Source organism: Moorena sp. SIO1F2, from assembly GCF_010672755.1.
Classification (GTDB): Bacteria; Cyanobacteriota; Cyanobacteriia; order Cyanobacteriales; family Coleofasciculaceae; genus Moorena.
Genome location: NZ_JAAHFV010000163.1, coordinates 1 through 14,196, shown reverse-complemented (window position 1 = coordinate 14,196; position 14,196 = coordinate 1). Strand labels below are relative to the sequence as shown.

Below are 14,196 nucleotides of genomic sequence, written 5' to 3'. Positions count from 1 at the left end.
GTCATTTCTTTGATTACTGTTTATGCCATTTTTTTGATTAATAAGTCGTCCGCTCATAAGTGTTTAGTATGTGCTAACTCTGTGGGTTGTGATTGTTTTAATCATTTAATTTTAAGTCATTAGCAGAGGCATAATTTTCTCGTTAATAGAGAAAATTATATTTACTGCTATTGAGGGTTTAGAGTGGCAGCACACCCAGGAATAACTCTCCTCAAAGATAAAAATATATTTTTATCTTTGTCCATATAAACCAGATAAATTTTAACTCAAAAACTGGCATAAATAACCGTTTTTTTGATAAAAGGTTTATCCATTAATAATCTTTACCAACAGTTATAAATTAGGGATATTTTGTGTGTAAATTGTGAAGTTATTTGATAATAATAACGCCAGGTCAGTGGTGAGGCCTATTATTAGTTTTTCAATCCAGTTAGAGGAAAATCAGGAATACTTGTCTGATATTTTTTCTAGTTATATCACAATTTTTATCACAATTGTATAGGCAAGAGGGAGAGACGAAGGGAGGATAAGCGTGTCAAAATCATAAAAAGGGTAAAAATCATAATAGGGATAATAGGGATAATAGGGGTAATAGGGATAAGTTATACCAATTTCATTTATTCGAGCTACAGATGCTGAGCAGGTATAAGTTACAGGTTGCAGGTGATCAGCTTACAGGTTATTAAGCTAGTGTGCATTTAATTGGCATATTTTATACTTTCTGAATTAGGGAAGGTAGACAAGGGGGGATAAAGGGGCAGTGTTGTCTTTCCACTCTTATCTCTCTTCCCGCTCTTCCCCCAGAAAAGTATTGCTGATCAAGGTCTCCTCTACTTCAGATTGAGTGTGCCATTCACCGATAACCCAAGCCTCGATGGTGATGATTTTGCCAAAAAAGCCGTCTCATTCGTCTATCCCCTGGTTTAGCATTGGCATAACTGCCATTGTTTTACTGTCACTCGCCCTGCGATTTTGGGGACTGGGTCGATTTAATCGCCTGGTATTCGACGAAGTTTACTACGCTATATTTGCCAATAACTACTTAACCGGTACTTCCTTTTTCAATCCCCATCCTCCCCTAAGTCAGTACATCATTGCCATTGGCATCTGGATTGGCTCTCACCTCCCCTTTGGGCAGGATACGGTTAACGACCTGACTGGTTCCTTACGGTCTACCTGGAGTTACCGATGGCTGAATGCCCTGACGGGTTCTTTGATTCCGATCGTAGTGGCGGCTGTGGCTTATCAACTCAATCGACGTCGCAGCTATGCTTTGATTGCTGCTCTGTTCGCAGCTACTGATGGTTTATTCCTGGTAGAATCCCGCTATGCCCTGAACAATATATATTTAGTGATCTTGGGATTACTGGGTCAGTTGTTTTTTCTGCTAGCTCTGAATCATCACAGTGCAAAACGCTGGCTGATGCTAATCCTATCTGGTGTGTTTTTTGGTGCTTCCGCAGCGATTAAGTGGAATGGCTTGTGGTTTTTGTTAGGCATTTATATAGTATGGGCTGTCGCTTGGGTATGGCAATTATTTAGAACTTATTTTGGCCAGAAAACCCGTACTCGCCCTATAGCATCGGGACGCCATCCATTACAGAACCTGACGGAACTGAATGTCGGGCACATCGTGCTAAACTTGGTGATTTTACCAGTTGTCACCTACAGCTTCCTTTGGATTCCTCACTTACTGATGAATCCTACCCCTGGATTCTGGGAGTCTCAAGTCAAAATTTTAACCTTCCATCAAAATGTGGGCAGTGGCACTGACGTCCATCCTTACTGTTCCAGGTGGTATAGTTGGCTGTTGATGTGGCGTCCGGTTGCTTACTTTTATCAGACTGCTAGTCACACCCCTGAAGCTGTTGCCACTGACTCCCCCTTATCGGCTGGTGCGAGCAATGTAATCTATGATGTCCATGCCATGGGCAATCCTTTCCTATGGTGGCTCTCGACTACAGCAATTTTGTTGCTGCTGCTGCTGTTAACCCAACGGATCTTAGAAGGGGTGGGCTGGAAATCCATACCAACTTCCTATACCTGGATTACCCTCTATTTGATCGTAAACTACGCCGCTAACCTATTGCCGTGGACGAAAGTGACTCGCTGCACATTTCTTTATCATTATATGGGAGCTTCAGTGTTTTCTGGATTAGCACTGGCTTGGCTAGTTGACCGCTGGCTACACAGTGAGCAAAACCAGTATCGTAGTGCTGGTGTCACCGTCATCTTGGTAGTTGTACTAGCTTTTATATTCTGGTTACCAATTTACTTAGGTCTACCCTTGTCTGGGTCAGGGTATCACCTGCGGATGTGGTTCCGTTCCTGGATTTAGGGTAATCCCGAGTTGTATTGAATTGAGATGTTGAGCCAGAAGAACAATCAGCTATCAGCGCTCCGTAGAACAGGCGTCTCGCCTGTCATCTGTTATTTCTGTTCTGTTGCCTGTTGCATTTGCTGAAAAAACCGCTATAGCTACTGTACTCCAAGAAATTCCAACCTGCTGTATGCCCCTCTGAAGTATCCCAATACGTAAGCAATCAGCTATCAGCCATTGGCCACGCTACGCGAACAGTTTTTGAATAAAAGAGGTAAGCATTCCTTTCCTAAGGAATGCTTACCGCAATACTATTGTCCACAATAAATTCACAAAAAATATACAGATACTTGACAGAAACTTCATAGTAATTTTGTGTGAAAAAGAACAGAATTGTGAATAATATACTCTCGAGGCTAGAAAATCCTGCCAACTTGGCAATCCATCTGGTTTCAGGAAAAGTTGAACCCCCTCAAACCAGTGGTTGGCGCAAATCACTCTGATTTTGTTGCCTCAGGCAATTAGTTAAAGTCTCAACTTGAATTCATGCGTAAGCCCATTTTGACGATTTTCTACCAGTTCAATCCATGGAATAGCAGCATCGGTGGCATTCAGACAGTGATCCGCTCCTTCATTAAATATGCTCCGAGTGAGTTTGAGGTGCGGTTGGTAGGAACAGGAGAACCCAAATCATCGACAGGGGTATGGCAAAAGACTGAGTATGCTGGTCGGTCAATCCAATTCATGCCCCTATTTAATATGCTCAATGATAATGTTAGGGGCTTTATACCGACTACTGTCAAGTATACAGCAGCTTTGTTAGGTCGTTGCTTGGCATCTGATTTTATCCACTTCCATCGCCTTGAACCAACTCTAGCAGCTCTCAACTGGTCTGGCGATAAGACGCTTTTCATTCACAATGATATTCAGCAGCAGATTGCTGCTGGCACTAGTAAGAAGGCCATGCTATGGCAGTATTTTCCGCCAGGGTATTTTGCACTGGAGCGCTTCCTGATTAAGCAATTTGACCAGATTTATTCTTGTAATACGGAATCAGCAAAATTCTACCAGGAACGTTACCCCGCTGTAGCTGAGCGCGTCACTTTTCTGAAAAACACAGTTGATACTGAGATTTTTTATCCCTTAGAACCAAGGGAACAGGAGAAGCAAAGGAAACTCCTTGCCCAGCAGCTAGGTTTACCAGAACAGACACGTTTTGTTTTGTTCGCAGGTCGCCTTCATCCCCAGAAAGATCCCATTTTACTGGTGCGAGCGTACGCAGCGCTCAACGACCCGAGTCTTCATCTGCTCATAGCAGGGGATGGAGAATTAGCTGGTGAAGTCCGTTCTGAAATTGCTCGTTTGGCGCTCTGTGAGCGAGTCACCATGCTCGGGTCCGTGTCCTTTGAAAAACTAGCCCAGTTGCACCGGATCAGCAGCGCCTTTGTACTGAGCAGTGCCTACGAGGGTCTTCCTATGGTTGTCCTGGAAGCACTCTCGAGTGGAACACCTGTAGTAACTACCAACTGTGGTGAAACCCCTAGACTGCTCCGTGCTGACAGTGGGATGGTGGCCTACGAAAGAACACCAAATGCGATCGCAAATGCTCTGGGTCATGTATTGCAACATGCCGAGGATTATCCGGCTGTGTCCTGTGTCAGGAATGCCCAGCCCTATGCAGCCCACACAGTCGTCAGCGATGTCTACAAAGACATGTTGCATCGTTGGAAACAGCGCTCTGTGTCATCTACTACTACCGCAGAATGCATTTAAATTAGACTTCTTGCATAAGTAGGGTACTTCCGATCAGGCAATAGGCAATACGGATTGTGGAGACTAGTTTGGGACTTTTGCAAGAGGTCTACTATCCAATGTCTGATTACATCTACCGTTTCTAAAAGAGAATCGCAAATCATGAAAATTGCCGTAATTGGAGCAAAAGGTTTACCGGCTAAACAGGGTGGAATTGAGCGCTGCTGTCAGGAAGTTTATCCCAAAATGGTTGCACAAGGTCACTCGGTAGATCTGTTCGCTCGACCGAGTTATACCCAAACCCCCTGGTTTTCCTCTTATAAATACAAAGGTGTGCAAGTGATTTGCCTACCCTCCTTATCATTCAGAGGGCTAGATGCGTTGACCAGTTCTGCTTTCGCTGCGATCGCTTCAATTATCAAACGCTATGACATTGTGCATTTCCATGCTGTCGGTCCAGCCCTGTTTAGCTGGATTCCCAGAATTACCTCTTCTACAGGGATTGTGGTTACCTGTCATGGATTGGACTGGCAACGAGCTAAGTGGGGCCGACTTTCTAGTAGTATCATCCACTTGGGAGAAAAGGTGGCAGTGAACTATGCCCATGAACTGGTTGTAGTATCAAACAATCTCAAGTCTTATTTTTGGAAAACCTACGGCATTGATACAATTGACATCCCCAACGCCCCAGGGATATATGCTGAGTCAGACCCGAAATTTCCCTATCTTAAATCCCTCTCACTACAACAGGGACGTTATATTCTATTCCTAGGCAGACTGGTACCGGAAAAACGACCCGATTTACTGATAGAGGCGTTTCAATCCCTCAAGCCTAGAGGATGGAAACTTGTTCTAGCTGGTGGTATCAGTGAAATGCCTGAGTTTACCTCGAAGCTGGTCAATATGGCAGCTGGAAATAACGATATACTCTTCACGGGTGAACTCCAAGGATCTCGCTTATCAGAGATCATGCGAGGAGCAGGGATTTTCGTTTTGCCTTCTGATTTAGAAGGAATGCCCCTAGTGATGCTAGAAGCGATGCGGGAAGGAATCCCAGTGGTGGCAAGTGACATTCCGCCACATCGGCAACTTGTTGGTCAAGAGCGAGGTCTGCTGTTCGAGACTGGAAACCCTAACTCCTGCGTTCGTTGTCTAGCCCAAGGCATACAGCAACCTCTGGAGTTGGCAAAAATGGCTAAGAAGGCACAACAGTATGTGCAAGCTAACTACAACTGGGAAAAAATCACTGCTGATCACTTAGCCCTGTATGCCAAAGTTACCGACTCACCTGTTGTGATCACACAGCAAACAAACGACTCAATTCAGCAGCCTACCACTGAACTAAAGGTGAGTCTAGGTAAGGAATTCCAGTCAACACTCAAGCCTAAAGCAATGACTATGACACCTGAAAAACGGCAGCGTCTACAAGCTTGTCTACAAGAACTCACTACTCTTCTGTACGAAGAAACGAATTCTCGGGAACAGACTGATGCAGAGAATTTGGAAAAAACCTTACGTAAACAAATCTTAGAACAAGTCAACTTCCAACTTGACCTGTTGTTGTCTAGCAAGCCACAGGAACTCAATAAGGTCCCCCTAGAAAAGTGAACTATTAAGGTAAAAGGCAAATTTAAACTTTCAAATTGCTGCAATTAGCAATTAGCAATTAGCAAATGACTTAAAAAACGTGTAATGGAGACCAGCCTTTCATCTTTAGTATCAGTCTTGAAGCGTCGGTTTTGGCCAGCTCTGGCTACCTTTGCTTCCGTAATTGGTGCCTCGATCGCCTATCTAGTCTATACTTCACCAGTGTATGAGGTGAAAGCAAGGCTAATGCTTGACAATAAACAGGTAAGTGTTTCTCCCTTAGGTCGTGACCTTAGCCAATTGCCTAACCGGGGACCGGGTGGGGCTAACCCAATTGCTAATCAAGCAGAACTGGTTAAGTCCCAACGGATTCTGCAGCAAGCAATTGACCAAGTATTTTCACAATACGTCAGTAATTTAGTGACAAAAATAACTCCTAAAGAACTTAAGAAGGATTTAACAGTCAAAAATATTCCTGCTACTAACATTCTTGAAATCAGCTATCAGAATCAAAACCCGGAATTAGCTACTGTGTTGCTTAATGCTGTTGCCAACGCAATGGTTTACGAAAGTACTGAAGCAATTCGCCAAGAAGCTAGAGCAGTACGGGAGTTTTTGGAGAAGGAGCTTCCTCAGCAACGGGCATTGACTGAAGCAGCAGAAGTGGCGGAGAGCAAGTATAGAAAAAGTAGTGGTTTAGTCTCCTTTAATGAACAAACCGAAAGCTTGGTGGAGAGTCTTGCTAAGGTAGAAGACCAGGAACGTCTTCTGTATGCCCAACTTGAAGAGATCAATGCCCGGCTGAAGGCAATCGAGCAACTAACAGGCTTTAATACTATTAATAATGCCTACGTAGGTGGAAGGGTTGGTCAAGATGAACAACTAGATAAATTACGGGATAAGCTAGCAGATTTGGATTCCGAGTTAGCTACGGTTCGTTCACGTTTTAACGAGAATCATCCCACAGTACTATCGTTGCTGGAAGAGCGAGATGCTATCCGTTCACTCTACAATGATAAAATTGCTACTATTGCCCCCAACCCTCAGACCATAAGCCCTAGCGATGTAGCATCTGATCAGTTGAGTCAGGAGCTTACCTCCAGATATATTATTTCTAACACTGAACAATTAGCACTGGCAGAGAAGCTAAAAGTTTTACAGCGTGAGCGAGCTATACTTCAGAATCATCTTGAGCAACTACCCATTAAACAGCAACGTCTTACGGCATTAGTTCGCCAACGAGAAGAAGCAACTGAATCGTTGAAATTTCTACAAAACAAACTAGAGGAAGCACGGATTGCTGAAGCTCAACTCGTTAGCAATATCCGTATTATTGCTGAAGCTCAAGTCCCCTCCTTACCCAGTGAACCCAATAAGAAAGTGGTGCTAGTACTTGCTACCGCTGCTGGAATTACCCTAGCCATCGGTATTATTCTACTGCTGGAGGTGATAGATAACAAGTTGTACGATGTTTCTGATGCAGAGGTACTGCTGAAACTTCCCAGACTGGGAGTCTTACCGGAAATACCGTTATCTGCTCTGAGTCTTAAGCATCCCGAACAATTTTTGGATGATCTCAGTTTAGTTGAACCTTACCGCCTACTCCTCAAGAAGCTAGAGTTTCGGACTCAACAGAAGTTGAAGCTGATTGTGGTCAGCAGTACGGTTTCTGGTGAAGGTAAGTCAATCGTGGCTTCCCATTTAGCAGCTGTGTCAGCTATGTTATCTCGGCAGACATTAATTATTGATGCAGACCTACGTAAGCCCAAGCAGCATCGGATCTTGGGGGTAACCCCATTGCCTGGTCTGACGGATGTAATTGACAGAGATATCAATCTGTTTGAGACAGTGCAACCCACAAGTATTGAAAACCTCTCAATTTTGACCTCTGGTGGGCTGTTTACTAACCCCTCTAGGGTGCTAGAGTCAGCTTCGATGAAACATCTGTTAGCCAAAGCAGCAACTCATTATGATCTGGTCATCATCGATACTCCACCCATTAGTAGCTGTGCCGATGTTCATACCTTGAGTCGGTATAGTGAGGGATTAGTCATGATTACCCGTCCCAACTTCACACCAAAGGACATCCTACTTCAAGCAGGAGAAGAATTGAAAGAATTGAAAGATAATGGCTTGCCCATACTAGGGGTGGTGATCAATGGGATGACGGCTCAGACTGAAAGATTTTACTCCTATTCCGATCAGAGTTACCAGTCTTTATCCAAATCCCTGAAGCGTTTGAGCGATCTCAATGGTTCCCTCAACAAGTCTGTAGCGCCTGGGAAGTCTGTTTTATCGCGGGGTTCAGATGATGTGGAGCAATAACGGTCCGAGTCGTTTCCCTAACCCTACCGTTTTGGTAGGGTCAGCCGGTGTAGGGGTTGGTATAGTTACAGGGTTACTGGCTGGCATTAATCCCCTTTTACTGGTTTTAGCCCTGGGCGCAGGTATGGTAGCAGTGCTGGTCTACTGCTTTGCCAGCTTTGAGCAAATTGTACTGGGTATGTTAATCCTGCGTAGCTCTCTTGATATTTTCTCAAAGCAACAGTTACCAGCACTATTTGCCATCGGGCTTGATGCTCTAACATTACTCTACGTGACAGTAATGTTATTAACAGGTCGGAGGGTTCAAACTGATAAATTTTGGTGGTTATTTGCTGGTTGGGTAGGGTTACAGGGTTTGTGGGTTATCCTGCTTGCTTTGGGAGGATTAGGACTTGATAGTTCGTATATTTCAGTGAGTATCCGGGAGTGGGTGCGCCTATTTTCATGGCTGATGGTCTACCTGCTGATCATGCAGCTTAAAAACCGAATTCCTCCTGAAAAAATTATCCATATGCTGTTCTTGGCTCTTGTTTTACCACTTACATTAGCCTTGATCCAGATGATCATTCCTTCAGTGTTACCTTCGATACTTTCACCAATTACAAATCACTCTGCCACAATCTCTGGAGGAACATCTCGAATCAGAGGGACTCTGGGTCACCCCAATACCTTCGTTACCTTTATATTGCTATTTATCGGTCTGACCTATTGGAAGTTAAGTCATTCAAAGCAGCGTTTGCTCTGGCTTCTGTTGCTAGGTTTACTCGCCTTTTTCTTTGTGAGTACCAAAGCCCTATTTGGCTTGATGATGTTGGCGACTTTTGTGTTGGTTTTGATTGCCCCTAGATTAAGTCTAGTTAACCTAATCGGTGGGTTGCTATTTTTCGCCCTAGTTATAGGACTATTTGCAAGTTCAGAGTTTGGACAAGAACGCCTCGGATCAATTGCTAACACACCGCTACTCAATCCTGACATTGATATCTGGCGTGCGATTCTGCTCTCGAAGGTAGACCACAACAGTTTTAATTGGCGGCTCGATCAGTGGACTTACTTACTGACGCAATGGCAGCATGTCCCAATCTTGGGTTATGGTCTGGGTTTGAGTGATCACATTAGTACCAATGGTCTTCTTCCCCACAATGATTATGTCCGGAGTCTGGTAGAAGGTGGGTTACTGGGTCTAGGGACTTTTTTAGCTTTTCTCTTTGCTCAGTTTGTGCGTCTTGTTCAGTTACTTCGGTATGCACCTGCTGGAAGTGGACAGCGGGATTTGTGTTTTATCCTGTTGGCAACTCTTATGGCTATACCTGTAGGGATGATTACCGAGAACATCTGGAGTCATACCAATTTCTTTTTCTACTGGTATACCTTGTTGGCAATTGCAGGTTGGAACTGGCAGAGGCGTCCACCTTCTGATAGTACTGTTGTTACTAGTACTTTAAAACCAACTCGGTTCTCAACTAGAGTTGGCAACTGAGGGTTAGTAATTTTAGTGTTTTAATTTTAGTGTTTTAACTTTCGTGTTTTAACTTTAGTTTTTTAACTATTTAGTGATCTAACTAGAAAACTTAGGAGTTTATAGATATGCCAAAGGTTTCTGTAGTTATTCCCACCTACAATGCCATGACTTATCTTCCCAAAACTATCGATAGTGTTTTCAATCAAACCTATGATGATTTTGAAGTAATAGTTGTTAATGATGGCAGTACAGATAATACTGAGCAATGGATTTCTCAGATAGCTGACCCGCGAGTTAAACTAATTTCCCAAGCCAATCAAGGCTTGGCTTCTGCAGCACGAAACAAGGGAATTGCTAATGCTAGGGGGGATTATATAGCATTCATTGATGCTGATGATCTTTGGGAGCCCACTAAGCTAGAAAAACAACTGTCTGTTCTGGAAGAAAATCCAGATGTCGGTCTGGTATACACCTGGGTTGCCTATATCAATGAAACCGGTAAACCTACAGGTAGAGTGTTTGAACATCACGCCGAGGGTAATGTTTGGGAGAAGCTGGTTGAACACAATATAGTTGAATGTGGCAGTGTAGCAATGGTTCGTCGCCACTGCTTTGAGAGCCTAGGGGTATTTGATCAAACTCTTCGCGCGGCTGAAGATTGGGACATGTGGCTTCGGATCGCTTCACGCTATCCTTTTGCTGTGGTAAAAGAACCCTTAGTTCGCTATCGCCAGCATCAAAATAATAAGTCCAAAAAGTATGTAAAAAGGCTAGAAGACTTCCGTACAATCATTGAAAAAGCTTTTCAATCTGCTCCCTTTGAAAGCTTACATTTAAGAAATCGAAGCTATGGCAATATTAACCTCTGCCTAGCGTGGAAATGTCTTCAAAGTAGTGAGCAAGATTACAAAATGGCTAATCATTTTCGTCGTCAAGCTCTCATGCATTACCCTCAGCTACGCTTCTCCCGAGAGTACATCCGTCTCAGTATAGCGATCGCATTGATGCAGTGGTTCGGACCTGAGGGCTATGGCAAAGTGCTAGAGCTGGCTTACAGTGTGCGTCAGCGACTATCAAATGTTGCATGATATCAAGTTCGCTTGTTTCCTTCATTTATTGTGATTTGTCATTTGTCATTTGTCATTTATCAAAAGTCTTGAGCTCCACAAGGTTTTGCTTTTTAACGAACACTCTTGTGTTAGGCAATACCGATGCTAATAGATTTGATATAAAACGGCATTTTACTAAGCCTTATATGATCTTCAAATCTTGGAAATTCAAACGGTATTTATTAGGATTACTGCTGCTGGTAACAATAGCTATAAGCATTGGTTTGGCTAATTATCTACCACCCAACAATTTGATGTATGCTAAGAGCAGCACTCCTACCACTCGTGACCCCTGGCTCTGGCCCTTTTCTCAGGACTCAATCTGGAACATGCCGATTGGTAGTCATGCTAAGTATAAACCGGCTAATCTACCTCGATCAGCCCGTTCTTCTGTAGATGTTGATCTGTTATTTATTATCCCCGCAGGTAGTCCACTGCAACCCTTGTATAATCCTGGCAGTTGGACAAAGCGATGTAGCGGTCAGACAAGCTATGAAAATTTATCTATTCCTATTCCTGATGATTTAATTGTTCCGGATGCGATTAACACTCCCACTAAGTATTCTACTCCCAATAATGCTGCTGCTTTGCTTCAGCCTGATGGTCACACCATAATCCAACTAGAACCTATGGCTCGCTGTGTTAAAGGTGGTCCTGTATATGGCTATCACTGGCCAAAAAAAGACTTAGATTTATACAGTCAAGGTATTGCTGGAGGTCATCTTGGTTCTGGATTGTCCTCTATAGGTGGAACGATACGCAAGGGAGAGTTGACTGGTAGCGAGCCAATTCGCCATGTTTTAAAAATAGAACTTTGGGGAAAATACCTCAATTACAATCCCCAAAGCCCTACACCTGGATACCGCTGGCCTGCGGATAGAGCAGATCGTAGAGCTCCATCTAAATATAAAGGTAAGGATTCTCAACTGGTAATGGGATCTCTGTTAGCAATTCCTCCTAAGGTAACAGAAGAAAGTCTTGGTATAACTACACCAGCCGGTAAAAAACTTTTTCATGCTTTACAAGATTATGGCGGTTATGTAGTGGATGGAACAGGTAGAGATGCTTATGCTTTAGCTGTGGAAAAAGGGGTGAAACAAGAGTTTAAATCAGCTTATGGTTATCGGTTATTTGCTAAAGCTCACCATAATAATCCCTTTTACAAAGATTTTATGGAACTCTTTCAATCTTTACATATTGTTACTAACAATAGTCCAAACCGCGTAGGTGGAGGCGGTAGACCTAGAGCGCCTTTAGCTCCTCCCTTTGCTAATGTACCTGTATCCTAATGCTAATCAAAAAGCTCAAGCAGCTATCATCTGACCAATTCATTCGTAACATTAGCTGGCTAGGAAGTGCTGAACTAGTGCAGCGCATCTTCCGTTTAGCGACAACGGTTACTCTAGCTCGTGTCTTCACTCCCTATGATTATGGAATGGTATCAGTCATTGTTACTACTTTTCAATTTGCTAACACTCTCAGCCTGAGAGCGGGGATTGGAGCTAAGCTGATTCAGGCTGATGAGCAAGAGTTAGAGATTATCTGTAATACCGCCTACTGGCTGAATTGGATTTTATGTGTTTCCCTAGCTATTCTTCAGTGTATTGCTTCCTATCCGATTGCTTGGTTTTATGACAACAACCAACTGATTTTACCCATCTGTGCCCTTTCCCTAATTTACTTAATGTTTCCAGTTTTCATGGTTCAGTCTGCTTTGATTGAACGAGAAAACCGACTAAACGTTAGGGCTTGGTGTTATGCTGCACAGGCAATAGTCAGCAATATCATTATCGTTGGTTTAGCGCTGTTGGATATGGGGGTTTGGGCTGTAGTATGGTCGATGGTTTTATCCTATCCAGTATGGATTGTAATTACCTATTCCAATCATCCTTGGCGACCCCCTAAATCTGTCAGTTTGAAGCAATGGCAAAACATTACAAGTTTTGGCAGCAAACTGCTGGGAGTTGAGTTGTTAAATAAGCTAAGACTCAACATCGATTATTTACTAGTGGGTCGATTTCTCGGTATGGAAGTATTGGGGATTTACTTTTTTGCATTCAATGCTGGATTAGGGATTAGTCAGAGTGTTATTAATGCCTTAGGTTCCGCCTGGTATCCTCATTTTTGTCAAGTTCGTGAGGATTTAAAGGAGCTGAAAAAGCGATACTTTGGGAGTTTCAAGATGATTGGAGCAATTGTATTACCACTGGTTGTTATACAAACTAGTTTGGCTCCATTTTATGTGCCAATTGTGTTTGGTGAAAAATGGGTAACGGCAATTCCTGTTTTAATCTTGATTTGCTTTTCAGCCTTGCCAATTGCCTTGTCTCGTTCCACATCTCGGCTACTTCAAGCGCTGGATAAAGCTCACATTGATCTAGGCTGGAACGTGATTTTCACTGTTGTGTTTACTACTTCCTTACTCCTAGTCATGCAAGGAGGAATTTTTTGGGTAGCTGTAGCTGTTCTGATCACCCAATTAGTAGCGATGCCAATTTTTGCGGTTTGGATCATTCGATACGTCTTTGGTAAAAGGTCAGCGTCGTCTGATTAATATCAAGTCCGCGTTTATTCAGTATTATATAGCATTTACCATACTTATGAGGTACACAAACTTTTTTCCCACTTCCCTCACTTCCCCTCCTGGGAGGGGTTAGGGGTGGGTTCCTGCTCCCTGCTCCCTTCCCCCCTTACTAAGGGGGGTTAGGGGGGATTCCTGCTCCCTAAAACCTATAACTTTCTAAACCAATTGATAAATACTCTAATGACATAGGAGACAAAAAATGAATGACTTGTTCAATAGTATCTTTCTGGAAGTTAGTGCCAGAACTAGCAATTTGTTTCAGGGAAGCTTGAAGGAAAATATTGTTTTTATTCATATTCCTAAATGTGGAGGGTCGTCAATTAGCAAAGCCCTTAAATCTTGTTATGCTACTTGGGATATCAGAGATCGTAATTTATGTCATCTGGATGCCGCTGCATCTTTGAAGGCTGCTCAGAAACTGATTGATCGAGACTTATCATCGAGTAGGGTAGATGACCCGGTTGTGTTAAAGCTCCGAGAGAATTTACTTGTCTATTTTATGTGTCGGGAAAATGTTAATTACATTACTGGTCACTTGGTATTTAGTTCAGTAGCTCATCGCCATTTTAAAGAAAACTATGCCTTTATTACTATTTTACGAGATCCAGTAAAACGATGGATTTCCGAATATTTCTATAATCGTTATAAAAGCCATGAACATTGTAAAATAGATATGGAAATCGAAGAGTATTTAGACTCAGAGTTTGGTCAAGCACAAGGACATAAATATGTAACGTTTTTAGGAGGTAACCATGAAATAGGAGACTACAGCCCAGAGCAAGCTGTTAATCAAGCTAAAGAAAATTTGCATAAATTTGCTCTGATCGGATTCCTAGAGTACCCAGAAAAATTTTTGAAACAGTTTGAAGATCGCTTTGGCAGAAAATTAAGGATTAGGAGTTTAAATCGTAATCCTAAATCAAAAAAGCACCAATCTTCTGTCATCACTGAAAAAATTTTAGAAAAAATCCAAAGGATATGTCAGCCTGATCTTGAAATATCCTTTGGATTTTTTCTAAAATTTTTTCAGTGATGACAGAAGATTGGTGCTTTTTTGATT

Annotated in this window: 9 protein-coding genes; all 9 read left to right on the top strand. The window is 42.8% G+C overall.

Features of this window, described 5'->3' with window-relative positions; translation table 11 throughout:
- The first annotated feature begins 880 nt into the window (after positions 1-880).
- Positions 881-2,338: a phospholipid carrier-dependent glycosyltransferase gene (locus F6J94_RS19020; protein WP_293043387.1), complete on the top strand. Its 1,458-nt coding sequence runs from the start codon at positions 881-883 to the stop codon at positions 2,336-2,338.
- A 528-nt stretch (positions 2,339-2,866) separates the two neighbouring features.
- The gene (locus tag F6J94_RS19015) at positions 2,867-4,093 is read left to right on the top strand and encodes a glycosyltransferase family 4 protein (protein ID WP_293043384.1); all 1,227 of its coding nucleotides are present in this window, start codon (positions 2,867-2,869) and stop codon (positions 4,091-4,093) included.
- A gap of 141 nt (positions 4,094-4,234) precedes the next feature.
- The gene (locus F6J94_RS19010) at positions 4,235-5,680 is read left to right on the top strand and encodes a glycosyltransferase family 4 protein (protein WP_293043382.1); all 1,446 of its coding nucleotides are present in this window, start codon (positions 4,235-4,237) and stop codon (positions 5,678-5,680) included.
- A gap of 84 nt (positions 5,681-5,764) precedes the next feature.
- On the top strand, positions 5,765-7,984 hold the full coding sequence (locus F6J94_RS19005; RefSeq protein WP_293043379.1) for a polysaccharide biosynthesis tyrosine autokinase: 2,220 nt from the start codon (positions 5,765-5,767) through the stop codon (positions 7,982-7,984).
- Positions 7,968-9,461, top strand: a complete 1,494-nt coding sequence (locus tag F6J94_RS19000; RefSeq protein ID WP_293043376.1) for an O-antigen ligase — start codon at positions 7,968-7,970, stop codon at positions 9,459-9,461. The genes F6J94_RS19005 and F6J94_RS19000 overlap by 17 nt, the downstream gene beginning before the upstream one ends.
- A 107-nt stretch (positions 9,462-9,568) precedes the next feature.
- Positions 9,569-10,531: a glycosyltransferase gene (locus F6J94_RS18995; RefSeq protein WP_293043373.1), complete on the top strand. Its 963-nt coding sequence runs from the start codon at positions 9,569-9,571 to the stop codon at positions 10,529-10,531.
- Positions 10,532-10,698: 167 nt separating this feature from the next.
- Positions 10,699-11,841 (top strand): hypothetical protein, encoded by a 1,143-nt coding sequence (locus F6J94_RS18990; protein WP_293021830.1) that lies wholly within the window; start codon positions 10,699-10,701, stop codon positions 11,839-11,841.
- On the top strand, positions 11,841-13,106 hold the full coding sequence (locus tag F6J94_RS18985; RefSeq protein WP_293043370.1) for a lipopolysaccharide biosynthesis protein: 1,266 nt from the start codon (positions 11,841-11,843) through the stop codon (positions 13,104-13,106). The genes F6J94_RS18990 and F6J94_RS18985 overlap by 1 nt, the downstream gene beginning before the upstream one ends.
- 229 nt (positions 13,107-13,335) lie before the next feature.
- A complete protein-coding gene (locus F6J94_RS18980) occupies positions 13,336-14,169 on the top strand; it encodes a sulfotransferase family 2 domain-containing protein (protein WP_293043367.1) in 834 nt (277 codons plus the stop codon).
- Positions 14,170-14,196: the final 27 nt, after the last annotated feature.

Bases quoted from the DNA above. Each gene is read 5' to 3' on its own strand.
- F6J94_RS18985 (WP_293043370.1), top strand. From the start codon at position 11,841: ATGCTAATCAAAAAGCTCAAGCAGCTATCATCTGACCAATTCATTCGT.
- F6J94_RS19005 (WP_293043379.1), top strand. From the start codon at position 5,765: ATGGAGACCAGCCTTTCATCTTTAGTATCAGTCTTGAAGCGTCGGTTT.
- F6J94_RS19020 (WP_293043387.1), top strand. From the start codon at position 881: ATGATTTTGCCAAAAAAGCCGTCTCATTCGTCTATCCCCTGGTTTAGC.
- F6J94_RS19015 (WP_293043384.1), top strand. From the start codon at position 2,867: ATGCGTAAGCCCATTTTGACGATTTTCTACCAGTTCAATCCATGGAAT.
- F6J94_RS19000 (WP_293043376.1), top strand. From the start codon at position 7,968: ATGATGTGGAGCAATAACGGTCCGAGTCGTTTCCCTAACCCTACCGTT.
- F6J94_RS18990 (WP_293021830.1), top strand. From the start codon at position 10,699: ATGATCTTCAAATCTTGGAAATTCAAACGGTATTTATTAGGATTACTG.
- F6J94_RS18995 (WP_293043373.1), top strand. From the start codon at position 9,569: ATGCCAAAGGTTTCTGTAGTTATTCCCACCTACAATGCCATGACTTAT.
- F6J94_RS18980 (WP_293043367.1), top strand. From the start codon at position 13,336: ATGAATGACTTGTTCAATAGTATCTTTCTGGAAGTTAGTGCCAGAACT.
- F6J94_RS19010 (WP_293043382.1), top strand. From the start codon at position 4,235: ATGAAAATTGCCGTAATTGGAGCAAAAGGTTTACCGGCTAAACAGGGT.